This is a genomic window from Actinoplanes sp. NPDC049265, from assembly GCF_043197135.1.
Classification (GTDB): domain Bacteria; phylum Actinomycetota; class Actinomycetes; order Mycobacteriales; family Micromonosporaceae; genus Actinoplanes.
On the sequence record NZ_JBICSP010000008.1, the window covers coordinates 341,125 to 365,202 of the forward strand.

A 24,078-nucleotide genomic window follows, 5' to 3' on the forward strand; every position below is an offset into this window, starting at 1 on the left:
TCGGCCCGGCGGTACGCTGCCACGCATGGCGTCGGCGGGGGGTCGGTGGGTCGTGGCCGCGACCACCAGGGGGCCGGCCGAGGGGACACAGCTGCGATGAAACGTGGCGAAATCTGGACGATAGGCAGCCGGACGGATCTGCGGTACCGGGTGCTCGTTCTGTCCGGTGACGCGTACAACGACCGCAAGAACGCGGCGCCCTTCTGCGCGCCCATCGTGCGGCAGCGCGGCGCGACCGAGCTGCCGCCGTTCGCCGTGGCGCTCACCGAACAGGACCCGATCACCGGCGTCGTGGTGGTCAACCGGATGCGCCGGCTGCCGGCCGCGATCGGCGCCGAGCTGCTCGGCATGGTCACCGGCTCCAGCATGGTCCGGCTCAACGACGCCGTCCGCGACCTCTTCGAGATCTGAGCCGGCCCCTAACGGGTGACCTTGACCCCGCGTCACCGCTGGTCAGCCCGCCTCCCGGGTGTTCGGGGGATGACGCTCGCCGCCTTTACCGCGTATTCGTGGAACCGCGACACGCGACAAGGGGAGGCGGTACGTGGGAGGCGCGGCATTGGCCGAGACGGTGTGGGAGCAACGGCACGACGCCACGGTCGACCAGGCGGTCGGCCTGCTCGCCGGGCGGATCCGCTGCCGGCTCACCGACGCCCGCCGGCACCTGCTCCGGATGGCTCAGGAGCAGGAACGGAGCCTGACCGAGGTGGCCGCCGGGGTGATCAGCCTGCTCGACATCCCGGACACCGGGGTCGCGCCGCGGTCCTCGGTGGTGTCCTTCCCGGCGCCGCCCGGCCTGCCCCGCCGCGACCCGTGGCCGACCGCCGTGCAGCGGGTGCTGGACGCCCTGCCCGGCGCGTCGGCGCTGTTCACCCCGGTGCTCGACGGCGACGGCCGGCTGCTCGACCTGGTCTTCGCCGCGGTCACCCCGGAGGCGGTGACCCCCGACGGGCGGCGCGGCCGGGAGCTGATCGGCACCTCGATGTCCGGCTGGTTCCCGAAGACCATCGCCAGCGACCGCTGGAAGGTCTACGCCCGGGTGCTGTCCACCGGCGAGCCGGCCGACGTGCCGCCGTTCCCGTCCTACGACTCGATCTTCTCGGTGCGCGCGCACCGGGTCGGCGGCGGGCTGCTGCTGACCTGGTTCCGGCACGCCGACGCCGGGCAGGCCGACCGGGTGGCCAGCACCGAGCGGCTCGGCAACCTCGGCTGGGGCGAGGCCGACCTGATCAGCGGCACGGTGCGGTGGTCCGACCAGCTGTACCGGATCTACGAGCGGGACCCGGCGCTGGGCCCGCTGAGCGAGGCCGAGCTGGACGCGATGACGTTGGCCGAGGACGCGCCGCTGCGGCGGGCGGCCGAGGAGGCGTTCGCCCGCTCGGAGCAGGTCGATCTGACCCTGCGGGTACGCGTCAACGGGCGGATCAAGCATCTGCGTACGGTGGCCGACGCCGCTCGCGACGCGACCGGGCGCCCGCTGCGGGTCTTCGGCATCGTGCAGGACATCACCGAGCGGGAGACCAGCGCGCAACGCCTGGCCGAGGTGGAACGGCAGCTCGCCGTCCAGCGCCGGGACCTGGCCGCCGAGCACGCTCTGGCCGCCACCCTGCAGCAGATCATCCTGCCGATCCCGGACGGTCCGCTCGAGCTGCCCGGTCTGAAGGTGGCGCTGCGCTACCTGCCGGCCGGTCAGGAGAGCCTGGTCGGCGGGGACTGGTACCACGCGGCCGAGGCCCGGGACGGCTCGGTGCTGCTGGCCGTCGGTGACGTGGCCGGGCACGGCACCCACGCCGCGACCACGATGGCCCAGCTCCGGCACGCGCTGCGGGCCCTGTCGGTGGTCACCACGGACCCGGCGACGCTGCTCGGCCACCTGAACAGGCTGACCTGTGAGCTGGAACGCGAGCGCCCCGAGCTGGCCGCGACCGCGGTGGTGGCCCGGTTCGACCCGAGGGCGCGGCGGCTGACCTGGGCCCAGGCCGGTCATCCGCCACCGTTGCTGTGCAAGGGCGGCCGGACGTTGTCGCTGTCCCGCCCGTCCGGCTGCATGCTCGGCGTGGTCGAGGACGCGGCCTACGCCACCGCGACCCTGGACCTGGCCATCGGCGACGTGCTGCTGCTCTACACCGACGGGCTGGTCGAACACCGGCGCCGCGGCCCCGACGACGGCCTGCGCGCGGTGATGACGGCGATCGACGACGCGGTCTCGGCCGCGCCGCAGCGCCCCCTGGAGCAGGTGGTCGAACGCCTGCGCCAGGCCAACCCCGACGACGACACGTGCATCCTGGCCGTCCGCCTGGTCACCGGCGAGACCCGCGACCTGCGCCATTTTCTGCGGTGAGGGCTCAGGCGGTGACCGGGCCGGACCAGTCCCAGTGCGGCGTCGGCAGGCCGGGCGGCACCACCGAGTCCTTCGGGTCGTAGCGCAGCACCTCGGCCGTCGCCCAGAGCATGTAGTCGTGCAGGGTCGCGCGCAGGGCCGGGTCGGCCGGCAGCCGCGCCGCGACGGCCTCGTCGAAGCAGCGTACGAACGCGGCGATCAGCGACGGCCGCATGCCGTTGCGGGCGTGGATGTCGAGCATGCCGGAGTGGCCGATCCGCCGCGTCGAGTAGGCCGGCGGGCCGCCCAGCACCTCACCCCAGTACTCGGCCAGGTGCTCGACGTGGTCCGGGTCGAGGTCGCCGGAGAACGGGTGTTCCAGCTCGGGGTCGGTGACGCAGCGCCGGTGGAAGTCCGCGGCGAGGGCGCGGAAGGCGGGCGCCCCGCCCGCGTACTCGAAGATCGAGGTCCTGGTCATGCCGCTCAGGGTGCCACTGTTGGGAGCAGGCCGGGGACCCGTTCGGCGCCCTGCAGGGCGAGCAGCCGGCGCAGCGACGGGCGGGCGCCGACCGTGCGGACCCGGCCGCCGGACTCGCGGGCCACGGTGACCACGAGGCGGCAGCTGGTCGCGTCGGCGAACCGCAGGTCGGTCAGGTCCAGCACCACCCGAGGGGCGGTGCTGTCCTCGAGGACGTGGCCGAGGACGGTGGCGAACGCGTCCCGGTTGGACAGGTCGGCCTCGCCCGACAGGCGCAGACCTTCGGCGTGGCGGAGCATCCGCAGCAGCGGCGACACCGGGTGCGAGGTGCGTTCGGTGACCGAGGCGGGGTGGGCGCGGGTCAGCTCGCTCATCCGCGGTTCGGCGAACAGGCGGCGGTCGTAGAGGCACAACGCCATCGCGTAGCCGGCGGCGATGTGCCGGTTGAGCTGCCGTTCGTGGCGGGCCAGCTGCTCCGCGCCGGGCCCGCGGCGGGCGGCCCACCCCAGGTCGGAGACGGCGCGCAGGCCCGCGTACCCGTCGCTCAGTGCTTCTCGGACGTCGGCCTGGAAGGTGCGGTCGGCGGCGTCGGCGTCGAACACGCCCGTTCCGGTCGGGCGCACCCGTAGCCGGCCCGAGTCGATCGCCGCGCATGTGTCGACGCGGGCGTCGGCCAGCTCGGCCAGCGCGTCCGGGGCGGCGGTGCGGTAGACGACCAGGTGGTGGTCGCGCAGCCCGGCCCGCACCCAGTCGCCGGTCACCCGGCGCCGCTCGCGGTCGTCGGCGAACGTCCAGCAGACATGGTCGCCGGGCCGCATCCGGTCCACCAGAGCGACGTCGGGCATGAGGCAGCCTACGGCGGCGGCGGCCGTGATCGGCACCGTCACCACCCGTCCGTGGAAAACCGTTTGACGGGTACGCCGGGCGGGCGCGATCGTCGTTCCATGACTCGACATTGACGTTTCTACGCCGTCCGCGCGTGCGAGGACGGCATCGTCTTCTACCCGGTGTACGCGCTGTTGTTCGCGGACGCCGGCCTCTCCACGGCCGAGATCTCGTCGCTGTTCGTGATCTGGTCGGTGGTGTCGTTCGTCGCCGAGATCCCGTCCGGCGCGTGGGCCGACACCTGGTCGCGCCGCCGGCTGTACGCGCTCGGCGCCCTGTGCACCGGCCTGGGCTATCTGTGCTGGACGCTGTGGCCCGCGTACCCCGGCTTCGCCCTGGGTTTCGTGCTGTGGGGCCTGGGCGGGGCGCTGGGCTCGGGGACCCTCGAGGCCATCCTGTACGACTCCCTGGCGGACCCGGCCGAGTACCCCCGGGTGGCCGGCCGGGGCGGCACCGTCGCGATCCTGTCCATGCTGGCCGCCACCCTGCTGGCGACGCCGGTGTTCCTGCTCGGCGGCTACCTCCTCGTCGGCGTCCTGAGCACCCTGGTCGCCCTCGCCGCCGGGTTGATCGCGCTGGGCTTCACCGATTCGCGCGGCGACGCCCCGCAGCCGGGGAGCTATGTCGCCACGCTGCGGGCCGGGTTGCGGCACGCCCGGGGCAAGGCGGTCCGCTGGGCGCTGGTGGTGGCGGCGCTGGTGCCCGGCTTTACCGCCCTCGACGAGTACATCCCGCTGGTCACCCGGGCCACCGGCGTTCCGGTCGCGTACGCCGGCCTCTATTTCGCCGTGCCGGCCCTGTTCATGGCCCTGGGCAGTTCGCTCGCGGGCCGCTGGCCGGCGCTGGGCCCGCGCGGGCTGGGCGCGGTCCTGGCCGTGGCGTCGGTGCTGCTGGCGGCCGGCGGTCTCAGCCGCCACCCGGCCGGGATGCTGCCCATCGGCGCGGCGTTCGGCCTGCTGCAGTTCGCGATGGTCCGTTCCGAGGCCCGTCTGCAGGACCTGACCCCCACCGCTGTCCGGGCCACGGTCCTGTCGGTCAGCGGCTTCGCCGCCGAGGTGCTGGCGGTCGGGCTCTACACGTTCTTCGGCCTCGGCGCCGCGTACGCCGGCATCCCTGTGCTCTTCGCCCTCGTCGGCATCCCGCTGCTGGCCACGGCCGTGACCGCCGCGACGGGCGCTCAGTCGCCGCGTTGACCGGGCGGGATCGGTGGTGGCGTGCTCACCGGTACCGCGTTGACCGGGCGGCAACGGTGGTGGCGTGCTCACCGGCGCCGCGTTGACCGGGCGGGCATCGGTAGGGTCGGGCGATGCGGGGGATGCGGCTGCGGGCGGGAGATCGGGTGCGGCTGGTGGCGCCCGCGAGCTTTGCCGAGGACGAGTGGGTGGGGCGCGTCGCGGAGGTGGTCGAGGGCTGGGGCCTGCGGCCTGAGGTGGGTACGCACGCGCGCGATCGGTTCGGGTACATGGCCGGGCGGGACGAGGACCGGCTGGCCGACCTCAACGACGCGTTCCGCGACCCGGGCGTCCGGGCGGTCGTCGCGATCACCGGCGGCGCGGGCGCGTACCGGATCGTCGACGGGATCGACTTCACCGCCGTCCGCGCCGACCCCAAGCCGCTGGTCGGCTTCAGCGACATCGTCAACCTGCACGTCGCCCTCTGGGCCCGCACCGGCCTGGCCACCGTGCACGGCTGCGTCGGCCCGGGCGGCCGGGTCGACGCCACCGCCCGGCAGCTGCTCTTCGAGACCGGGCCGATCACCCTGCCGGGGCGGTCGATCGTCGCCGGGCGGGCCGAGGGTGTGCTGGTCGGCGGGCTGGCCGGGGCGGTCGGCAATTTCGTGGGCGCGGGTCTGCCCACCTTGGACGGCGCGATCCTCTGCCTGGAGGGCGCGCAGGGCGTCCACTTCGACCGGTTCCTGTCCACGTTGCGGCGCAGTGACCTGTTGCGGGGGATCCGGGGCTTCGCCGTCGGTGACCTGTCCGGTGCCGAGGCGGGCCGGCCGGCGGGCGAGGCCGAGGCGATCGTGCGGGACCGGCTGGGCGACCTCGGGGTGCCGATCCTGGGCGGGCTGCCGTTCGGGCACACCGACGATCAGATGTGCCTGCCGCTCGGCGTACCCGGCATCATCGACACCGCGGCCGGCACCCTCACCGCCGAGCCGGTGGTGCACGACGGTGGCGCGCCGACTGCCGTGCCCAGCGTGACCTCGGGGGAGGTTGCGTGGGTGCCGGGGCGGGCGATCGGCCGGCTGTTCGCCGCCGACCTGGCCGACCTGCGTACCCGGGTCGGGGCCGGGCTGCCCGACCTGACCGGCGCGATCCTGCTGCTGACCGGGGCCCGCACCCTCGGGCTCGGCCAGGTCGACCGGCAGCTCACCCACCTGCACCGGGCCGGCGTCCTGACCCGGGTGGCCGGTGTGGCGGTCGGCCCGTTCACCGGCTTCGACGGCTTCGCCGACCGCGGGTGGACGCTGACCGACGTGCTCCGCGATCAGCTGAGCCGGCTGTCCGTCCCGGTGCTGTCCGGGGTGCCCCTCACGCAGCGCGACTCGGTCGGTGCGGTGGCCGTCCTCGACGCCGGCCGCCGGACCCTGACCGCCGGCCTCACCTGAACGAGCCCGGTTCAGGCGGGCTCGTCCCAGGTCACGGGCACCTCGTGGATGCCGTAGATGAGGGCGTCGTCCTTGTACGGCAGCTCGTCGGCCGGCGTGACCAGCCGCAGGGACGGTATCCGGCGAATGAGCGTGTCGAAGACGATCCGCAACTCCATGCGGGCCAGGTTCTGCCCGAGGCACTGGTGGATGCCGAAGCCGAAGGCGACATGGTTGCGGGCACCCCGGTCGAGCCTGATCTCGTCGGGCTGGTCGAAGGCCGCGGGATCGTGGTTGGCCGCGTTGCTCAGCGCCACGACGGGGTCGCCGGCCCGGATGGTCACGCCGCCGATCGTCACGTCCTCGACGGCGACGCGGGCGTTGGCGAACTCGGCGATGGTGTAGACCCGCAGCAGTTCCTCGATCGCCGGCAGCGTACGCGCCGGGTCCGCGCGCAGCGCCGCCAGCGCGGCCGGGCGCTCCAGCAGCGTCACCACGCCCAGCGAGATCATGTTGGCGGTGGTCTCGTGCCCGGCGACCAGCAGCAGGAAGGCCAGCGCCACCACGTCCTGCGGGTCGTGACCCTGGGCGAGCCGGCGGCTCAGCAGGTCGTCGGCCGGTTCGGCGGCCTTCGCGGCGACCAGGTCGGTGAGGTAGTCGCGCAGCTGGGTGAGTTCCCGCCGACGGTCCTCGGGGGTGAGGGCGCGGCTCAGCAGGGCCGCGCTGCGGGTCTGGAAGAAGTCGTGGTCGCGGTACGGCACGCCGAGCTGCTCGCAGATGACCAGGGACGGCACCGGCAGGGCGAGCTCCCGCACCAGGTCGGCCGGCCGTGGTCCGGCCAGCATCGCGTCAATCCGCTCGTCGACGATGCGCTGGATCCGCGGGCGCAGGGCGGCCATGCGCCGGACGGTGAACTCGCCGACCACGGCCTTGCGGGCCGGCCCGTGCTCGGGCGGGTCCATCCGGATGATCGATTTGCGCAGGAGTTCGGTGCTGGCCCGCTGGGGCGTGAAGCGGGGGTAGCCCGGGTTCCGGCGGTCGGAACTGAACCGTGGGTCGGTCAGCATGGCCCGGACGTGCTCGTGCCGGCTCAGGGCCCAGGCGACCTGGCCGCTGGCCAGCGTGATCCGGGCGATGCCGGTGCCGGTGTCGCGGATGCGGGTGTGCTGCTCCGGGGGCGCGTACGGGCAGCCGCGGGTGGTCCGCAGGGCGGGCGTGGTCATCGAGGGACCTCCATCGGGGCGGTGGTGAGGAGCCGGCCGTTGCGGTCGGCCGTGTTCTTGGCCCACGTGCTGGTGGAGATGACGCCGAGCACGAGGGCGGCGAGGCCGCAGCCGCCCAGGACGGCCCAGGCGGTGTGGCTGGCGGCGACGAAGCCGTCGCCGGCGCCGGAGACCATCGAGCCGGTGACGGCGACGCCGATGGAGGCGCCGAACTGGCGGGCGCTGGCGGCGAGCGCGCCGGCCACACCGACCTGGTCGGGCGGCAGGCCGGAGACGGCGGTGTGGTTGACCGGCGGGCTGATCAGTCCGGCGCCGAGGCCGAAGACGGCGTACGCGGCCAGCAGGTGCACGGTCGCGGTGCCGGCGCTCAGGGGTACGAGCAGGAAGCCGCCGGCCGCGAGGAGCGCGCCGCCCAGGGTCAGGGGCACGCGGTCGCGGCCGGCGGCGACGAACCGGCTGGAGAGGATGGCGGCGACGGCCTGCCCGGCGGCCAGCGGGATGACCGTCAGCCCGGCCCGCAGCGGGCTCAGGTGGCGGATGTCCTGCAGGTAGAGGGTGTTGAGGAAGAGGAACCCGCCCAGCGTCGCGGTCATCAGCACGGAGATGGCGTTCGCGCCGGAGAACGGAGCGCTGCGGAAGAACCGCAGGTCGATCAGGGGTTCGACGCGCCGGGGCTCGAGGACGAGGATGCCGGTGAGGGCGGCGACGGCGAGGCCGATCAGACCGATGATCCACGGGCTGGCCCATCCGTGGCGGGGGCCCTCGATGGTGGCGGTGACGGTGGCGGCGAACAGGACGATGATCAGCGCCTGGCCGGGTGGGTCGAACGCGCGGGCCCGGGCGGCGCGGGACTCGGGGACGAACCGCCGGGCCAGCAGCAGGGCGGTGATGCCGATGGGTACGTTGACCCAGAACACCGAGCGCCAGTCGAGGCCGCTGACCAGCAGGCCGCCGAGGACGGGACCGGCCGCGATGGTGACGCCGACGACCGATCCCCAGACGCCTATCGCCCGGGCCCGTTCGGCGCGGTCGGTGAACACGCCGACGATGATCGACATCGCGACGGGGTTGAGCATCGAGCCGCCCACTCCCATCAGCCCGCAGCAGATGATCAGCCAGCCGGTGCCGGGGGCCAGGCCGCACAGCACGGAGCCGAGGGCGAACACGGACAGTCCGAGCTGGAAGACGCGCTTGCGCCCGTACCGGTCGGCCATCGAGCCGGACAGCATGAGCAGGCAGGCCATGGCCAGGGAGTACGCGCTGACGGTCCACTGCAGGGCGGTGACCGAGGCGTGCAGGTCGGCGCCGATCGAGGGCAGGGCCACGTTGACGATGGTCAGGTTGATGCCGGTCACGCCCACGCTCAGGCAGCAGATCGCCAGCACCAGCCAGCGGTGGACGGGAGGTGCCGGTGTCGCTGTGCTCATGGCGGATCCCCGAACAGGTTCGATAGGGTCTCCGAGAGAACCGGAGAGGGTGTTCGGATCATATGGATAGCCTATCCACTTACGCAAGGACGAGGGTATGACTGACTCCGCGCCCGCCAAGAGAGCCGACGCGGTCCGCAACCGCCAGCGGATCCTCGACGCCGCCCGCGCCGCGTTCGCCGCCACCGGCCCCGAGACGTCGATGGCCGAGGTCGCCCGGCAGGCCAAGGTGGGGATGGCCACCCTGTACCGCAACTTCGCCAGCCGCCACGAACTGCTCGAGGCGCTGCTGGTCGACGAGGTCGACGAGGTCTGCGCCGCCGCCGCGACGGTCGAGGGGGACAGCCCAAGCGACCGGCTCATGACCTGGCTGCGCCGGTTCTTCCAGTACGTCGCGACCAAGCGGCCGGTCGTTATGGGGCTGCTCGAGCACACCGACCGGACCGATCCGGTGTTCCAGACCCGGGGCCGGATGCTCGCGGCCGGTCAGCCGCTGCTGTCCGCCGCCCAGGCGACCGGCGAGATCGCCGGCGACCTCGACCTCGACCAGATCCTCGACCTCGTGATGGCCATCGCCAAGATCCCCGGCACCCCGGAGTACCGGCAGCCGCTGCTGGACGCGGCCCTCGCCGGACTGGACCGGCGCGGCACCTGATCGAGCGGCCGTGGTCCGGAAACCTGCGACCTCGGGTCAGCTGGACGCGCCGGATCGCCCGCCCGCTCCGCCGGCGGAGGAGCGCGTCACCGGTGGGGCGAGGACACCACGGCCAGGGTGTCGGACAGCTGGGAGTGCCGCGGTTCGGGGAGGTGGTCGCGGTCGAACCAGCCGAGCTCGTCGAACTTGTGCGGCTCACCGATCCGGACGGCGTCGCGGTCGACGCCGACCGCGAAGATCACCGCGACCCAGTGCGAGGCCGGGGCGGCACGCAGGATGTTGCGTACGCCGCGGAGCTCGATCGACCGCGGCGCGGTGCCGTACTCCTCGGTCACCTCGCGGGCGACCGCCTGCTCGAAGGTCTCGCCGAACTCGATCGCGCCGGCCCCGCAGTCCCAGGCGCCGGGCTCGTCGCGGGCACCGGCCGAGCGGCGGGCGAGCAGGACGCGGCCGGCCTCGTCGTGGCACACGAAGACGCAGGAGACGTCGGGTTTCATGGGCGGACGGCCCTCCCGAGGATGTGCGGGCCGGCCGGTCCGCTCGGACCGGTGGCCGGGAACATGAAGCGCTCGATCGCCGCGATCCGGAAGCCGGCCCGGGCGATCGCGGCGGCGGTGTCGCGGCCAGTGTGGCAGCCGCCCATCAGCGCCGGCCACAGGGTTTTGTCGCACAGCCGCTGCACCCGCCGCAGCGGGCCCGGCCCGGACGCCGCCACGTGCTCGAAGAAGCGCAGCTCGCCGCCGGGCCGGACGACCCGGAAGAGGGATGCGAGCGCGGCGTCCGGGGCCGGCACCGAGCACAGCACCAGCGCGCTCACGGCGGCGTCGAACGCGCCGTCGGGCCCGGGCAGCGACTCGGCCAGGCCGTCGACGACGGTCACCGGGACCGGTGCGGTGGCCGCGGCGACCAGCGCGGCGGCGCGGAGGCGGCGTTCCGGTTCGACGGCGATCACCTCGGTCACGGTCGGCGGATAGTGCGCGAACATCCGGCCGTTGCCGGCGCCGATCTCGATGACCCGTCCGGTGAGACCGGCCACGGCGGCCCGCCGGTGCTGTGCGACGCCGTGGCGGTCCATCACCTCGGCGGCTCGGCCGTACAGGAAGGCGAAGACGGGCCGTGATCGTGTGGTCACGGATCAACCATGTCACGCACGTGCGAACGCCAGGATCGCGGCGAAGGCGGGGTGGTAGCCGTCGTTGGTGTCGACGTCCAGGGTGGGCGCGTCCAGGCTGATCGGGGTCCACGACGGGTCGGGCGGGCGGGACAGGTGACCACGGTCGTCGTGGGCGGCCCGGGTCGGCACCGACAGGCGCTGTTCGACGCGGGCGCGGGCCACCACCGGGTCGGCGTGGCAGCGCACGATGCGGATCGCGGCCAGGCCGGCCAGCGGGGACAGGATGGGACGCCACAGGCGGTCCTGGAAGGCGGCCTCGGCGACGACCGTGCAGCCCGCCCGCAGCAGGACGCCGAGGGTGTCGAAGAACGCGTCGTAGGTGCGGCGCATCGTGCGGTCGGGCGTACCCGCATGGGTCATGCCCTCGCGGATCTCGTCGCGGCAGATCGCCGGGCAGCCGACCGAGCGCGCGATCTCGTGGGCGAGTGTCGTCTTGCCGGTGCCGGGCGGCCCGCTCACCACGATCAGGGCAGGCGGGCTCATGCGGTCGAGGATACTGGGCGATCTTGAGCACTTCTAAACGTGTTCGTGACAATGCGCATAGCGACCGGCCCGGCGATGGTGTGGCCGATCGGGGATGACAAAAATATGGGGATGACGAAGATCTGGCCCGGCAACCCGTACCCGCTGGGGGCCACCTACGACGGCGGTGGCACCAACTTCGCCCTGTTCAGCGAGGTCGCCGAGCGGGTCGAGCTGTGCCTGTTCGACGACGACGGCAAAGAGACCCGCGTCGACCTGCCCGAGCGTGAGGCGCTGGTCTGGCACGGCTATCTGCCGCGGATCGAGCCGGGCCAGCGCTACGGCTACCGCGTGCACGGCCCCTACAACCCGGGCGCCGGCCTGCGCTGCGACCCGGGCAAGCTGCTCCTCGACCCGTACGCCAAGGCCATCGACGGGCACATCGAGTGGAACCAGGCCCTGTTCAGCTACAAGTTCGGCGAACCGGAAACCTTCCACGAGGGCGACTCGGCACCGTACGCGATGCGTTCGGTGGTGATCAGCCCGTTCTTCGACTGGGCCAACGACCGGCCGCTGCGCATACCCATGCACCAGACGGTCATCTACGAGGCGCACGTCAAGGGCATGACGATCAACCACCCGGACATCCCCGAGGACGTCCGCGGCACCTATTCCGGCCTGTCCCACCCGAAGATGATCGAGCACTTCAAACAGCTCGGCGTGACCGCGGTCGAGCTCATGCCGGTGCACCAGTTCGTGCACGACTCGGGCCTGATCGAGAAAGGCCTGTCCAACTACTGGGGCTACAACACCATCGGCTTCTTCGCCCCGCACAACGGCTACGCCTCGTTCGGCGGCCGCGGCGGGCAGGTGCAGGAGTTCAAGACGATGGTCAAGGCCCTGCACGCGGCCGGCATCGAGGTGATCCTGGACGTCGTCTACAACCACACCGCCGAGGGCAACCACCTGGGCCCGACGCTGTCCTTCCGCGGTGTCGACAACCCGGCCTACTACCGGCTGGTCGACGAGGCCAAGGAGTACTACTACGACACCACCGGCACCGGGAACAGCCTCAACGTGCGGCACCACGAGTCGCTGCGGCTGATCATGGATTCGCTGCGCTACTGGGTGACCGAGATGCACGTCGACGGGTTCCGCTTCGACCTGGCCGCGTCGCTGGCCCGCGAGTTCCACGAGGTGAACCGGCTGGCCGCGTTCTTCGACCTGGTCAATCAAGACCCGGTGGTGTCGCAGGTCAAGCTGATCGCCGAGCCGTGGGACGTCGGCGACGGCGGCTACCAGGTCGGTGGCTTCCCGCCGCTGTGGACCGAGTGGAACGGCAAGTACCGCGACTCGGTCCGCGACTTCTGGCGCGGCGAGCCGTCCAGCCTGGGCGAGTTCGCGTCCCGGTTCGCCGGCTCGTCCGACCTGTACGAGATCGACGGCCGCCGCCCGATCGCGTCGATCAACTTCGTCACCGCCCACGACGGGTTCACGCTGACCGACCTGGTCTCGTACAACGACAAGCGCAACGACGCCAACGGCGAGAGCAACCGTGACGGCGAGAGCCACAACCGGTCCTGGAACTGCGGCACCGAGGGCCCGACCGACGACGGCGAGATCCTCAAGCTGCGCGAGCGGCAGAAACGCAACTTCCTGACCACGCTGCTGCTCAGCCAGGGCGTGCCGATGGTCGCGCACGGCGACGAGCTGGGGCGTACGCAGGGCGGCAACAACAACGTCTACTGCCAGGACAACGAGATCGCGTGGATGGACTGGGCCGACGCCCGCCACCACGACGTGCTCACCCGGTTCACGGCCAGCGTGATGAAGCTGCGCGCCGACCATCCGGTGTTCCGCCGCCGGCGGTACTTCCGGGGCGAGCCGGTGCCCGGCACGAAGGTCCCCGACATCGCCTGGCTGCGGCGCGACGGCGAGCCGATGACCGAGGCCGACTGGAACACCCGCGGCGGCATGACCATGACGGTCTTCCTCAACGGCAAGGGCATTCCCGAGACGGACGCGCTGGGCGAGGCGATCACCGACGACTCGTTCCTGCTGCTGTTCAACCCGCTCGGCGAGGAGGTGACGTTCACGCTTCCGCCCCGTGCGTACGGCGCGACGTGGGAGGTCGTGGTGAACACGGCCGACCCGATGCTGGCCAACCGGCGGCGGGTCACCAAGGCCGGGGGCGGGTTGCCCGTCGGCGGACACACGATGGTGGTGCTGCGCTGCCGATATTAGTGCCGTGTTTCGAATTCACACGCGAGGCGCCGGACGGGAGGCGAATGTGAGACATGGCATCTCTTGATCGATTTGTACGGGCGCAGTCCGGCGGCGTCTTCGAGACGGCGCTGGCCGAGTTGCGGGCGGGGCGTAAGCGGAGCCACTGGATGTGGTACGTCTTTCCGCAGCTGGACGGGCTCGGTTCCAGTCCGACCGCCCGCGCCTACGCCATCTCGGGGCTCACCGAAGCGGCCGCGTACCTCGCCCATCCGGTGCTGGGTCCGCGCCTTGCGGAATGTTGTTCCGCCCTGCTCAGCGTCTCCGGCGACATTTCCGACATCATGGGCTATCCCGATGACCTGAAGCTGCGCTCGTCGATGACCCTCTTCGCCGCGGCGGCCGCCGAACCCGGGTTGTTCCAGCAGGTGCTGGACCGCTACTACGACGGACCCGACGAGCGCACCCGCACGTTGCTCAACGCGGCACAGTCGTCTTGAACGGGTCGTGGTCGGTCAGCAGCTTGTCGATCCGGGCCTGGTCGACCCGGCTGACCACCGACGTGCTCTCCTGTTGGTCGCGGATCACCTTGGCCAGCGTGAACGCCGAGGTGACGACATAGAGCAGGCCGATCGCCAGGAAGCCGCGGATCCAGCCGTTGACCGGCAGGTAGACGATGCCAACGGTGGTGGCGGTGAGCGCGATGCCGAAGGACGCGACGGCCTGGCCGGTGAAGGCGGCGGTCGGGCGGGCGGGCTTGTTCTCCATGCCGGTCAGTCTGGCCGGGAGTGACGAAGGTGACCTGAGGTTGCGTACTCACCTCCGGGTTGCGACACGATGACGGAATGACAGACGCGATCGTGGTCGGCGGCGGCATCATCGGCCTCACCGCGGCTGTGCGGCTGCGTGAGGCGGGCCTGGACGTCGAGGTGTGGTCGCCCGGCGGCCCGGCCCGCACGGTCTCGGTCGTCTCGGCCGCCGTCTGGTATCCGTCGTACACCGACTACTCGCCGTCGGTCCAGCGGTGGGCCCTGACGGCGTACGACGAATTCACCCGCCAGCAGGCCGCGGGCGTACCCGGCCTGGCGTTGCGGCCCACCCGCAACGTGGCGATGCCCACCGGCGATCTGTGGTGGGCGCCGCCCGGGCTGTCGGTCACCGGGCCCTCGTCGGCGGAGTTCGTCGCGCCGCTGGCCGAGATGGCCGTCTACCTGCCCTGGCTGGAAGAGCAGGTGCGGGTGGTGCGGCGGTCGGTGTCGTCGCTGGATGACGCCCTGGCGGCGGCTCCGCTGGTGGTGAACGCCTCCGGCCTGGCCGCCCGCACCCTCGTGCCGGACGACGCGGTCTTCCCGGCGCGGGGTCAGATCGTGCTGGTACGCAATCCGGGCCTGACCGAATCGGTGCGTACGCCCGGCGCCTACGTGCACCCGCGCTCGTCGGACGTGGTCCTGGGCGGCACCTTCGAGCCCGGCAGCTGGGATCTGACGCCGTCGGCCGAGGTCACCGACGGCATCCTGGCCCGGACGGCGGCGCTGGTCCCGGCCGTCGCCGGCCTTGAGGTGCTCGGTTCCCGGGTGGGGCTGAGGCCGTGCCGGCGCGGTGGCCCACGGGTCGAGCGCGAGGGGCGGGTCATCCACGCTTACGGCCACGGCGGCGCCGGCATGACGCTGTCCTGGGGCTGTGCCGCCGAGGTCGTACGCCTCGCCGAGTCTCAGACCCCGAGCCCGCCGACCACGGTGTAATCCTGGGAGCTGAACTCGCCGGTCAGCATCGGCATGGCGGCGGCGATAGCGGCCCGCGTCTCGGGCAGTCGCAGTGAGGCGGCGTGGTGCTCCTTGCTCCGCCAGACCTCGCTGACCCGGATCGTGACGTCGTCGGTGTCGTCGACCCCCACCACGTAGAGCAGACAGCCGGCCTCGCGCAACCCGTCGGTCCCGCTCAGCAGAATCTTCACCACCTCGTCGCGCTGCCCCGGCCTGGTCTTCATCGCGTTGAGGAATCCGTACGTCATGAACCGCATCTTGCCAGGTCACGCCGTGAGGTTCGGCTCTGGTTCGCAGCGGTACTCCTGGGCGGCATCCGAGGCCCCCGGACACCGCCCAGGGCTACCACTGCGCTCATGGGCGGCGTTACGTTGCTAGTGCGAACCCATCCCCGCCTTGGGAGGCAGGCAGTCATGCCCACTGTGACCACTTCGGACGGCGTCGAGATCTTCTACAAGGACTGGGGCTCCGGTCAGCCCATCGTGTTCAGCCACGGCTGGCCGCTGTCGGCCGACGACTGGGACACCCAGATGCTGTTCTTCGTCCAGCACGGCTTCCGCGTGATCGCCCACGACCGCCGTGGCCACGGCCGCTCCAGCCAGGTCGGCGACGGCCACGACATGGACCACTACGCCGACGACCTGGCCACCGTGACCGAGCACCTCGACCTGCGCGACGCCGTGCACGTCGGCCACTCGACCGGTGGTGGCGAGGTGGTTCACTACATCGCCCGGCACGGCGAGAGCCGGGTGGCCAAGGCGGCCATCCTCAGCGCCGTCCCGCCGATCATGGTGCGGACCGAGGCCAACCCCGGTGGCCTGCCGCTCAGCGTGTTCGACGACCTGCAGGCGCAGCTGCTGGCCAACCGCTCGGTCTTCTATCGCGACCTGGCCGCTGGCCCGTTCTACGGCTTCAACCGCGACGGCGTCGAGCCCTCCGAGGCGATCATCGAGAACTGGTGGCGCCAGGGCATGATGGGCGGCGCCAAGGCCCACTACGACGGCGTCGTGGCGTTCTCGCAGACCGACTTCACCGCCGACCTCGAGAAGATCACGGTTCCGGTGCTGGTCATGCACGGCGAAGACGACCAGATCGTGCCGTACGAGGACTCCGCCCCGCTGTCGGCCAAGCTGCTGCCGAACGGGACGCTGAAGACGTACGCCGGCTTCCCTCACGGCATGCCCACCACCCATGCCGACACCATCAACGCCGACCTGCTGGCCTTCATCCGCTCCTGACCGCTCCTCACCGGCCGCGCGCGTCGAGCCCGCCGCAATTCTGGTGAGGTTGAGGTTCCATGCTTGTGCCAGGCGACTGGTCCGTGCTTGTGCGGGGCGGCTGGTCGATGCTTGTGCGGGGCGGCTGGAAGGAGGAACCGTGACCGGATCAGCCGGGCAGCCGCGGGTCAGCACGCTACGGCTGCCCGGGGTCGGCTATCTGCTGCAGTGGCGAAGCGACGGTTTCTGGCGCGAGCTCAACGACGTGCAGGACCGTGACGAGGCCGCCGGGATGTTCCTCCCCGGCGAGGATGAGTGGGCCGCGTGGACCGGTGTCGCCCAGCCGTACTCACGCGGCGGAGGGTGGGGCGGTGCCGCGGCCTGGTGGATGGTCTACGGAGAGCTGCCCGGCGAGCAGACGCCCGACGTGGTGCTGGCCGACGGCGCCCGCCCACCGGCGCAGGTGCTCGGCCGGGTGTGGGCCTGCGAATGGCATGCTGTCGCCCGGCCGGCGACCGTGCACCTGCAGGGTCGGCAGTTTGTCCTGCCATTCGCGGAACCGGCGTACCGCGGCAGCGACACGGCGCCCGGGCCGGGATGGTTTCGTCAGTAGCCTTGATGCGGCCGGCGGGGACCTACGACGGGTGGTACCGGTCCAGGTCGCTCGACATGAACAGCACAGGCTGCCGTGGCCTTGGCACGTACGACCGAGCTTGGAGCGCGTACGCTGCGAAATGGGACGAACTCCGATCGAGGAGCGCGATCGCACATGCGTTTACGCCGCGTACCCGCCACCCCGGATGCCACCTCGATCCCGGGGCCGTCACACAGTTCGGTCCCGTTTCCAGCATCCGAAATGCTGCGCTTGCAACGTGCGGCCGGGAACGCGGCGGTCGTCTCCGCTGTTCAGCGGCAACGATCAGGTGGAGCTACAGCCGTTGGTGCGGGAGTGGTACACCCGGGACAGTTCGCCAATTCGGGAAGCAGCCGCTTGGGCCGGACTCTCGGCTTCCATCGCGTGGCGACGTACCTCGTCAACGGGGTCGAGATCGTGTTTCCGCTCGATCCCGGTGTACGGGAAAGATATGTGGACCTACGCCCGCGGCAGTGGTCCGGACCCGAAGCGATCTTCTTCAAGACAGGTCAGCCACTGGGCTCGCCGTGGCGTACGGCATTGCGCGGTCAGGGCAGCGGACCCGACGATCCCGCTCCGGAGAGCCAACGCGTCGATGCCTCAGCTGTGGTCTACGACGACAGTCCCGGCTTCCCGGCCACTGGTCATTTGGGTCATACCTGGGTTCATTGCGTGCAGAACTTCACCGGATGGGTGGAGGGCAGGCCCCGGGCCGGCGGCGGCGTGCGGCGGCTCACCGAGGTCGTCGCCTGGCACAGCGTCATCAGCGTCATCGATCCCGAAATCACCAGAGAGCGTGCGCCCAACTATCAGGAGTTCGGACTCACCCGCAGCGGAACGGGCTGGAGTCCGACTGAGGCACCCACGCTCTGACGGCCCAAAATTCTGAAAGACGTTCGTAGAGCCGCCGCGATGCTCCCGGATGGACCAAACCAGACCGTCGCGACGGGGAGGAAGCAATGAGCGCCGAGGCCGCACCGCGGCTGGCCGTTCGACCGCGCGTTGCCGGTGGCATGACAATGTGCCTTGGCCCAGTGGTGCCGGCAGACTTCTTCCATGGCTGAGTACTCCTGGCCGGTCGAAGCTCGGCGCCGATCCGAAACTGCCGCCGAGAACTGGGCGGCAACGGTCGAGGCACTCCCAGAGGAGGCGGAACGACTCCGCGCCCGCCTGCGACGTCTCGACCGACGTGCGTTGACTCACTATGCGATTCAGGCGGATACCGGCCCGGAACCAGCCTCCGTCTTTCAGTTACGGGTCAGTTTCGCGGCGACGTGCAGCAGCCGGTAGCGCAGCTTCTTCGGCTCGGCGGCCGCGAGCGCGCCGTCCAGGAGCAGAGCTTGGGTCCGGCAGAGCTGCGCGCCGGGATGCGGACGCTCGCGGCGGCAGATCAGCCGGGTGCCGGCCGGGAACGAGGTCAGCACGCCCGGGTCGAGATGGTCGGTGAGTTCGACGACCTCGGCGCCGTCGCGGGGGGCTGCGGTCACCGTCGGGCCCTGCCACCCAATCGTGCGCGGCGGTGATCGCGGTGCGGACCGGCTTGGTGACCGCGACACCGACGGAGCACACGGTGTCGATCCTGATGTTGCGCAGATTGCGGATATGGGCGAGGAACTCGTGGCTGCTGCCCGCCGAGTCGGACCGGATGAGGATCGGGCTGCCGAAGCGGTGTGGTTCGGGGACCTGCTGCAGTGCCTGACCCAGGACGGTCACGTGGTGGGCGGCGGTGTTGCTGCGGGCGTTACCCGGGCGCAGCATCCGGCCAGGGCCTCGCCGGTGGCGTCCAGGAGACACAGCAGCGGGTGGAACCCCGAACGACGTCTTCCAGGTCGGTGTCGCCGATTGCTTCTCCGAGTGCGCCAGCACGATCGTGGCGTCGATGTCCAGCACGAAACCCGGCAACACCTGGCCCAGGACCACAGTCGCGGGTAACGACCGGCGCGTCTCGATCAGCTGCGCCCACGCCAGTTCCCGCGCGGCGGCACGAGCCGCCCGCAACCGCGCCAGCGCCGCAGCGTCAATTTCGCGTTCCCCGCACCGTCACCCTCGGCCCTTCCTGAAGGGCCGAGGCTAGGACATAATTCGGATGCTAGTGCACGGATGGACGACGCCAGAACCTGCGCCGAGAGGGACGCACCGAGAAAGTCGTCAGACGCTTGATCCGATCAACCTCAGCGCTACGATTCGTCCCAAGCTCAATGTTGGCGCCGTCAATGCTGCACAACAACAGCAGGCGATCCGCCGTCGTGAAATGCGCCCAGTACATGCGCACAGCCACCAGCGCCTGGAACTGCTCGTTGTGAGATGCCGGCGCACGAATCGACAGGGCCAGCGTCTGCCCATCCAGCAGCCGCGGATCGCCCTGCATCAAGCCGACCACCAGCACCCGCACCGCAGGCAGTGCCTTTGGGAACAGTTTGCGCACCTCACCTGGGTCGAACTCGTGCTGTGCCGCGAACCCGGCCGCTCGGCGCACCAGCTCGTCCTGCACATGAATGCGTGATTTCCGGTGATTGTCGCCTCGCAGTTCACGGTGCACAACGTCGTACGACTCAGCCAGTCGGGCCAGCTCACTGTGATCCAGTAGCTTGGCTGTGTTCACTGCGCCCTGGTCGGCGATCTGCTGGACCAGTCGCAGCTCGAACTTGCGGGGCCCGACGGCGAATCCTTCCAAGCGGGGAAGGACGAATGGGCACGCCAGCAGGATGACGCCGAGGATGGCGAAGACGCTGACGGTGCCGCTTTCGTCGTTGATGCACTTGCGCCACGCGGCGAATCCGACTGAGGCGGCACCGACGGCAGCGAGGACCCACGGCCACCAGCGTGTCGTCTTGCTGGGGTTGTCCGCCGCCATGCCCCTGATTGTTCCGAACCGCACGGGCCCGAGGGCCGGAACGGCCGAACTCCGGGCGGTCAAGCGGCGATCACGAGACCGAGGCCGCCGAGGATGCCGGCGACGCCGAGTACGCCGTCGATTAGAACCCTGACGAACCACTTCTCGACGCACTGGCTGCTGATCGAGTCAATGAACTCATCGACGCCGGTTCGGCGATGCCACCGTTGGCGATGGTGGCGATGGTGGCGATGGTGGCGATGGTGGCGATGGTGGCGATGAGTTTGTAGGTGACTTCCAGCGCCGGGTGTCAGCCCCACAGCCCACCGGAGGGTCAACGCCGTCCTGCAGGCCGGGAACATCACCGGCGATCCCGGTTGGCTGATCGATATGCTTGAGCTTGCGGCGTCCAAGGACTGCTCCGGGGAGTACCGGTGGACATGCCGGTGCGGGGTGGTGAGACGGGACCGACCGCGTGTTATCTGCGGCAGAAGAGGATGCTCCGCCAGGAGTGAAAGAATCCCGCTCTACCCTTGTTCTCATGCTCACCCAGCCTCGAGGATCAGCATGACGGACCAACCAGCCTTACCTTCGGAGAAGATGTCTGCTCTCCGGCTCGGCAGGCGTCTGGTGGTCGAGGTGCCCGCTACGGATCCGGGACGGCGTGCCTTCGTCGACATAACGCCGGGGAAAGTCGAGGTTGATGCACCCGCTCGCGGCGAAAGACGGGCGCACCGGAGCGCTGCCCGCTCATTCCGGATCGAGCACTGGGATTACGACGCGGAACTCATTGACGGATTCGACTACGACATTGGAGCCAGGCTGTTGCGCAGCGTCGCTGCGGCCGACGAGTCGGAGCTCTTGACGATCCTGCGAGACTGGCGGCTCGACCCATCCTCGTTCCTCTACGCCTGGGATACTGCCGATCCCCGGTAGTTCGGCCGGCAAAGGCTGGCACCCCGACCGCGCAATATCGGCGGCAAATGAATGCGCCGAAGCTTGCAGACTCGCAGGCTGAGGCGTTCCGCGGCGGCGCGCCGACAACCAATGCTAGAACGCGCGCGTTCAGCTTTCTTCGGCTTCCTGCAATGCATGAATGGCCAAATTCTGCAGAACGGATGACGGATTCTTTTGGATACCGGGGTACTTGTCCAATGCTTTCATCTCGATTGGCGATAACGCCCTATTTAGCGTCACGGTATCTCCGCCTACTTCGTATTTTTACAATGAGCATGTTTGCAATTCTCAGGATGCTCGATGTGGACCTTTGTCGGCCCTCGCCCGCAATGATTTCGAACTTACCGTACGAATCGTCGACGCAACCACCGAATAAGCTCGCTCTGCCTCAGGAGCGCGCGCCAGCATCGCTTATTTGACCGCACCGCGGGAACGCCGCAGTGGAAGTGAGTCCCGTGAGCAGAGACACGCAGCTTGACCAGCTCACCGTCATCGAGCCATTTCATCGTGACGGTGCAGGTCACGGGCAGTGCGGATCCTGATGTCCACGTAGGACGAGGCTCCCGGTAAGACAGCAATCGACCAAGATCAGATGCCCCAACCGGGAGCCTCGCTGTGCTGTCTTACCCTGCCGCGATTCCGTTGTCCACCCGCAGCCTGAACCACCTTGCCGCCCTCATCCGGACCCGCCGCCGGCAGTGTCGATCCCGGTGGCGGCGCCTCGGACCCGGCCGGCAAGCCCTGCTCGCCCTGGCCCACCTACGTAACGGCGACACCCTGACCCGGCTGGCCGCCGGCTTCGAGATCGGCGTCACGACGGCCTGGCGTTACGTCCGCGAGGCCATCGACCTGCTCGCCGCCACCGGCGACGACCTGGACACCGTCATGAACCAGGTCCGGCTGCTGGCGTACGCGATCCTGGACGGCACTCTGATTCCGATCGACCGAGTCGCCGACCAGAAGCCGTTCTACTCCGGAAAGCACAAGCGTCACGGGGTGAACGTGCAGGTCATCGCCGACGCGGCTGGGCGTCTCGTGTGGGCCTCGCCGGCGTTGCCTGGCTCGACGCACGACCTGAGCGCGGCCCGCCACCACGGCATCATCGACGCCTTGACCAGCGCCGACGTGATGACCTTCGCGGACAAGGGATACCAAGGAGCCGGCGGCAGCGTACGTACCCCATTCAAGCGGCGCCGGTTCCGGCCGAAGCTGTCACGCCGGCAGAAGGCGGTCAACCGGGCGCACGTGAAGATCCGCGCCCGCGGCGAACGCGCGATCGCCACGCTCAAGACCTGGAAGATCCTGGCCAAGCTGCGCTGCTGCCCGCGCCGAGCAACCGCCATCGTGCAGGCCGTCCTCGTCCTGCACCACGTCGAGGCCAACCGCTACGCAGGATGAAAAAGGCTCATCGATGGCGGCAAAATCGATCAAGGGCAGATACTGACGAATCGCTCAGGTCACTTTTCCGACTTGCTGAGTGGCGTCGACCAAGAATTGTGACTCCCAGTTACCGAGGCACCTATTACCCTTCCTGTCAAGCTGTGGAAAGTCTGGTCACATAGCCTCTGAGCTGCACTAACAGTCACCGCTCGGAGTGTCCGTGTGAACGAACTTGAGGTACTTTGCATGTAGTCGGCAGCTCTCAATTTCGCCCCGCAGGCCTGGGGACGAAGATCCCCAGAGGAAGGGGTAGAGAGTGGACGACCAGCAGAAGGTTCGACTTGAGGGTCCGGTTGTGCACCCGACGTGGTCCTGGCGAACCATCGGCGATGTCACCGTTGTCGCCCTTAAGGTTGCGTCAGCGGTGGCGGCGCTCTTCGGAGCGTTGAAAGGATCCGGCCTTTTCTAGGCCCAGAGAAGGGAAACGGCCCCGCGATGCAGGGCCGTTCGGGTGGAAGGGCGCCCCAATTCGGCTGGCCAGCACAACTGGGGTGTCCTTTCCCTATACAAGCATGTCATACGTTCCAACTTTCGCGAAGAATTCCTTCTATCTGGCTCAGCATACGCAGTACGTTTCGGACCTCGCACCAAGCTGAACGCCGGCGTCTCGGCGCGAGCGCACATCGGTCAGCCCCAAGCTGCGTCACACCGCGTTAGGGTCGCCGCCGGCCGCCGCGCACTGACGGCGGCAAATCCGGATGTCAGGATAATCAGGCTCGGGTCGCCCGGAGGGCCTCCAGGCGACCCGATAATCAGCAGAATTCTCTCCATCGAGGGCATTCCATGGGGAGGCCTTGATCTGGCGGCCCCTTCGGGCTATTTGTCATTCACGGCTATACCGATCTGCGTGATTAGATCGTCGGCGCAACCAGCGACGAAATCTTCTATAGTTCAACCAGGCCGCCCGACCGGCAATCATCGAGGTAGCGAATAACTGTAAGATTACCGTGAGTTCCTGCACCATCTTTATCCATTTTGGAATTTCCTCAACCAACTCTGGCACGACTCCTCCTTCAATCTCTCGAATCATCGCCGGCAGTAGATCTCGGCTGCCTCACCGAAACCTCATCGATTAGGACTTCAGTGCGATGTGAGTTGAGCGTGACGCAGGAATCGCCAAAAACACATGCCAGAGCTGGAAGGACTTGTAACGCAACAGATCCTGCTAATTATTGACAATTCGCACCAATAAGTTCCGAGCTTTTACGCACCTCAGCCTTACAACTCAAGCGGGCCGGGTTCTCGACGTGGTATAGGACCAGAGCGGCCTGCATGATCGCGGTGGCGCGATGCGCCCTCTCTGTCAAGCGGAGAGTCTCGGCCGGCGGCGGTGGGCTTGAAAGGGGGATCGAACACTGCCGCGCGCGCCCTCGTAGGCCTTCTCAGCGAGAGGTCACACTCGGTGAGGGTTATTCAGGGCAACAGAAATCAAGCGCTTGACCTGCGGCTGTGTGGGATTCGAGGTCGGCGCTGAATAGCCCTCAGTGCGTCGTTGATCACGTGAGTGCGGCGGCGGTCAGGGCCGCTGAGGCCACGATCAGCTGACCGCCCCAGATCGACCATGACCTGAACCTTCGCACCGCGCCAGGGGTGCTTGCCCGAACGGGAGAGCCCTAATCGGCGGACCGCTCGATCGTGACATGCACCGTCACGATGAGAGCAGCTCCCTATCGCCATCGGTTCGCGGGCGTGCTGATACAAAGAGCGTTTTTCATCCTGCGTAGCGGTCGGCTTCAACGTGGTGCAGAACGAGGATGGCCTGCAGGATCGTGGTCGCCCGGCGTGGGCAGCAGCGCA

Annotated in this window: 24 protein-coding genes and 3 pseudogenes; 13 read left to right on the forward strand and 14 right to left on the reverse strand. The window is 69.7% G+C overall.

The window, feature by feature from the left end; translation table 11 throughout:
* Nucleotides 1–96 precede the first annotated feature (96 nt).
* Nucleotides 97–411 (forward strand): type II toxin-antitoxin system PemK/MazF family toxin, encoded by a 315-nt coding sequence (locus ACGFIO_RS21715; protein ID WP_392828093.1) that lies wholly within the window; start codon nt 97–99, stop codon nt 409–411.
* A 133-nt stretch (nt 412–544) separates the two neighbouring features.
* Nucleotides 545–2,341, forward strand: a complete 1,797-nt coding sequence (locus ACGFIO_RS21720; protein WP_392828094.1) for a SpoIIE family protein phosphatase — start codon at nt 545–547, stop codon at nt 2,339–2,341.
* Nucleotides 2,342–2,345: 4 nt separating this feature from the next.
* On the opposite strand, the gene ACGFIO_RS21725 is transcribed toward ACGFIO_RS21720, so the two are convergent.
* Both ACGFIO_RS21725 and ACGFIO_RS21730 read right to left on the reverse strand, forming a co-directional pair.
* Nucleotides 2,346–2,798 carry a hypothetical protein gene (locus tag ACGFIO_RS21725; protein WP_392828095.1) on the reverse strand — a complete coding sequence of 151 codons (453 nt, stop codon included), beginning with the start codon at nt 2,796–2,798 and terminating at the stop codon, nt 2,346–2,348.
* Nucleotides 2,799–2,803: 5 nt separating this feature from the next.
* On the reverse strand, nt 2,804–3,685 hold the full coding sequence (locus tag ACGFIO_RS21730) for an MEDS domain-containing protein (protein WP_392828096.1): 882 nt from the start codon (nt 3,683–3,685) through the stop codon (nt 2,804–2,806).
* Between the two features lie 120 nt (nt 3,686–3,805).
* Here ACGFIO_RS21730 and ACGFIO_RS21735 point away from each other — a divergent pair, with 120 nt between their 5' ends.
* Nucleotides 3,806–4,876: an MFS transporter gene (locus tag ACGFIO_RS21735; RefSeq protein ID WP_392828097.1), complete on the forward strand. Its 1,071-nt coding sequence runs from the start codon at nt 3,806–3,808 to the stop codon at nt 4,874–4,876.
* Between the two features lie 113 nt (nt 4,877–4,989).
* On the forward strand, nt 4,990–6,294 hold the full coding sequence (locus tag ACGFIO_RS21740) for an LD-carboxypeptidase (protein WP_392828098.1): 1,305 nt from the start codon (nt 4,990–4,992) through the stop codon (nt 6,292–6,294).
* An 11-nt stretch (nt 6,295–6,305) separates the two neighbouring features.
* On the opposite strand, the gene ACGFIO_RS21745 is transcribed toward ACGFIO_RS21740, so the two are convergent.
* Together ACGFIO_RS21745 and ACGFIO_RS21750 are read right to left on the reverse strand one after the other, a co-directional pair.
* Nucleotides 6,306–7,496, reverse strand: coding sequence for a cytochrome P450 (locus tag ACGFIO_RS21745; protein ID WP_392828099.1), 1,191 nt, complete (start codon nt 7,494–7,496; stop codon nt 6,306–6,308).
* On the reverse strand, nt 7,493–8,923 hold the full coding sequence (locus ACGFIO_RS21750) for an MFS transporter (RefSeq protein ID WP_392828100.1): 1,431 nt from the start codon (nt 8,921–8,923) through the stop codon (nt 7,493–7,495). The genes ACGFIO_RS21745 and ACGFIO_RS21750 overlap by 4 nt, the downstream gene beginning before the upstream one ends.
* 97 nt (nt 8,924–9,020) lie before the next feature.
* Here ACGFIO_RS21750 and ACGFIO_RS21755 point away from each other — a divergent pair, with 97 nt between their 5' ends.
* The gene (locus tag ACGFIO_RS21755; RefSeq protein WP_392828101.1) at nt 9,021–9,578 is read left to right on the forward strand and encodes a TetR/AcrR family transcriptional regulator; all 558 of its coding nucleotides are present in this window, start codon (nt 9,021–9,023) and stop codon (nt 9,576–9,578) included.
* A gap of 86 nt (nt 9,579–9,664) precedes the next feature.
* Here ACGFIO_RS21755 and ACGFIO_RS21760 read toward each other — a convergent pair whose 3' ends face one another.
* Genes ACGFIO_RS21760 through ACGFIO_RS21770 form a run of 3 tightly spaced genes read right to left on the reverse strand, consistent with a single transcriptional unit; the run spans nt 9,665 to nt 11,235 of the window.
* Nucleotides 9,665–10,075: an NUDIX domain-containing protein gene (locus ACGFIO_RS21760; RefSeq protein ID WP_392828102.1), complete on the reverse strand. Its 411-nt coding sequence runs from the start codon at nt 10,073–10,075 to the stop codon at nt 9,665–9,667.
* Nucleotides 10,072–10,710 carry a methyltransferase domain-containing protein gene (locus ACGFIO_RS21765; protein WP_392828103.1) on the reverse strand — a complete coding sequence of 213 codons (639 nt, stop codon included), beginning with the start codon at nt 10,708–10,710 and terminating at the stop codon, nt 10,072–10,074. The genes ACGFIO_RS21760 and ACGFIO_RS21765 overlap by 4 nt, the downstream gene beginning before the upstream one ends.
* A 12-nt stretch (nt 10,711–10,722) precedes the next feature.
* On the reverse strand, nt 10,723–11,235 hold the full coding sequence (locus ACGFIO_RS21770) for an AAA family ATPase (protein ID WP_392828104.1): 513 nt from the start codon (nt 11,233–11,235) through the stop codon (nt 10,723–10,725).
* Nucleotides 11,236–11,346: 111 nt separating this feature from the next.
* On the opposite strand from ACGFIO_RS21770, the gene glgX reads away from it, so the two are divergent.
* Nucleotides 11,347–13,458 carry a glycogen debranching protein GlgX gene (glgX, locus tag ACGFIO_RS21775; protein ID WP_392828105.1) on the forward strand — a complete coding sequence of 704 codons (2,112 nt, stop codon included), beginning with the start codon at nt 11,347–11,349 and terminating at the stop codon, nt 13,456–13,458.
* Between the two features lie 53 nt (nt 13,459–13,511).
* Complete coding sequence (locus tag ACGFIO_RS21780; protein WP_392828106.1) at nt 13,512–13,937, forward strand: DUF1810 domain-containing protein; 426 nt, start codon at nt 13,512–13,514, stop codon at nt 13,935–13,937.
* Here ACGFIO_RS21780 and ACGFIO_RS21785 read toward each other — a convergent pair.
* On the reverse strand, nt 13,915–14,205 hold the full coding sequence (locus ACGFIO_RS21785; RefSeq protein WP_392828107.1) for a YiaA/YiaB family inner membrane protein: 291 nt from the start codon (nt 14,203–14,205) through the stop codon (nt 13,915–13,917). The two genes, ACGFIO_RS21780 and ACGFIO_RS21785, sit on opposite strands and share 23 nt — an antisense overlap.
* A gap of 77 nt (nt 14,206–14,282) precedes the next feature.
* Between ACGFIO_RS21785 and ACGFIO_RS21790 the strand changes: the two genes are divergently transcribed.
* Nucleotides 14,283–15,179, forward strand: a complete 897-nt coding sequence (locus tag ACGFIO_RS21790) for an FAD-dependent oxidoreductase (protein ID WP_392828108.1) — start codon at nt 14,283–14,285, stop codon at nt 15,177–15,179.
* Here ACGFIO_RS21790 and ACGFIO_RS21795 read toward each other — a convergent pair.
* Entirely contained in the window at nt 15,149–15,448 is a 300-nt protein-coding gene (locus ACGFIO_RS21795; RefSeq protein ID WP_392828109.1) for a putative quinol monooxygenase, read from the reverse strand. The genes ACGFIO_RS21790 and ACGFIO_RS21795 overlap by 31 nt on opposite strands.
* A 165-nt stretch (nt 15,449–15,613) precedes the next feature.
* On the opposite strand from ACGFIO_RS21795, the gene ACGFIO_RS21800 reads away from it, so the two are divergent.
* The 3 genes from ACGFIO_RS21800 to ACGFIO_RS21810 all read left to right on the forward strand — a co-directional run bounded on the left by ACGFIO_RS21800 (nt 15,614) and on the right by ACGFIO_RS21810 (nt 17,924).
* A complete protein-coding gene (locus ACGFIO_RS21800; protein WP_392828110.1) occupies nt 15,614–16,438 on the forward strand; it encodes an alpha/beta fold hydrolase in 825 nt (274 codons plus the stop codon).
* A gap of 139 nt (nt 16,439–16,577) precedes the next feature.
* Nucleotides 16,578–17,030: a hypothetical protein gene (locus ACGFIO_RS21805; protein ID WP_392828111.1), complete on the forward strand. Its 453-nt coding sequence runs from the start codon at nt 16,578–16,580 to the stop codon at nt 17,028–17,030.
* A 405-nt stretch (nt 17,031–17,435) separates the two neighbouring features.
* Complete coding sequence (locus ACGFIO_RS21810; RefSeq protein ID WP_392828112.1) at nt 17,436–17,924, forward strand: hypothetical protein; 489 nt, start codon at nt 17,436–17,438, stop codon at nt 17,922–17,924.
* Between the two features lie 374 nt (nt 17,925–18,298).
* Here ACGFIO_RS21810 and ACGFIO_RS21815 read toward each other — a convergent pair whose 3' ends face one another.
* The 3 genes and pseudogenes from ACGFIO_RS21815 to ACGFIO_RS21825 all read right to left on the reverse strand — a co-directional run bounded on the left by ACGFIO_RS21815 (nt 18,299) and on the right by ACGFIO_RS21825 (nt 19,905).
* Complete coding sequence (locus ACGFIO_RS21815) at nt 18,299–18,538, reverse strand: hypothetical protein (RefSeq protein WP_392828126.1); 240 nt, start codon at nt 18,536–18,538, stop codon at nt 18,299–18,301.
* Nucleotides 18,539–18,617: 79 nt separating this feature from the next.
* A pseudogene (locus ACGFIO_RS21820) lies at nt 18,618–18,971 on the reverse strand (transposase); the annotation flags it as partial.
* 169 nt (nt 18,972–19,140) lie between these two features.
* The gene (locus tag ACGFIO_RS21825; RefSeq protein WP_392828113.1) at nt 19,141–19,905 is read right to left on the reverse strand and encodes a hypothetical protein; all 765 of its coding nucleotides are present in this window, start codon (nt 19,903–19,905) and stop codon (nt 19,141–19,143) included.
* A gap of 579 nt (nt 19,906–20,484) precedes the next feature.
* Here ACGFIO_RS21825 and ACGFIO_RS21830 point away from each other — a divergent pair.
* Both ACGFIO_RS21830 and ACGFIO_RS21835 read left to right on the forward strand, forming a co-directional pair.
* On the forward strand, nt 20,485–20,820 hold the full coding sequence (locus ACGFIO_RS21830; RefSeq protein ID WP_392828114.1) for a hypothetical protein: 336 nt from the start codon (nt 20,485–20,487) through the stop codon (nt 20,818–20,820).
* 636 nt (nt 20,821–21,456) lie between these two features.
* Complete coding sequence (locus ACGFIO_RS21835; RefSeq protein ID WP_392828115.1) at nt 21,457–22,239, forward strand: transposase family protein; 783 nt, start codon at nt 21,457–21,459, stop codon at nt 22,237–22,239.
* 1,211 nt (nt 22,240–23,450) lie between these two features.
* Here ACGFIO_RS21835 and ACGFIO_RS21840 read toward each other — a convergent pair.
* Both ACGFIO_RS21840 and ACGFIO_RS21845 read right to left on the reverse strand, forming a co-directional pair.
* Nucleotides 23,451–23,665 (reverse strand): annotated as a pseudogene (locus ACGFIO_RS21840) (hypothetical protein); the annotation flags it as partial.
* Between the two features lie 327 nt (nt 23,666–23,992).
* Nucleotides 23,993–24,078 (reverse strand): annotated as a pseudogene (locus ACGFIO_RS21845) (IS5/IS1182 family transposase); the annotation flags it as partial.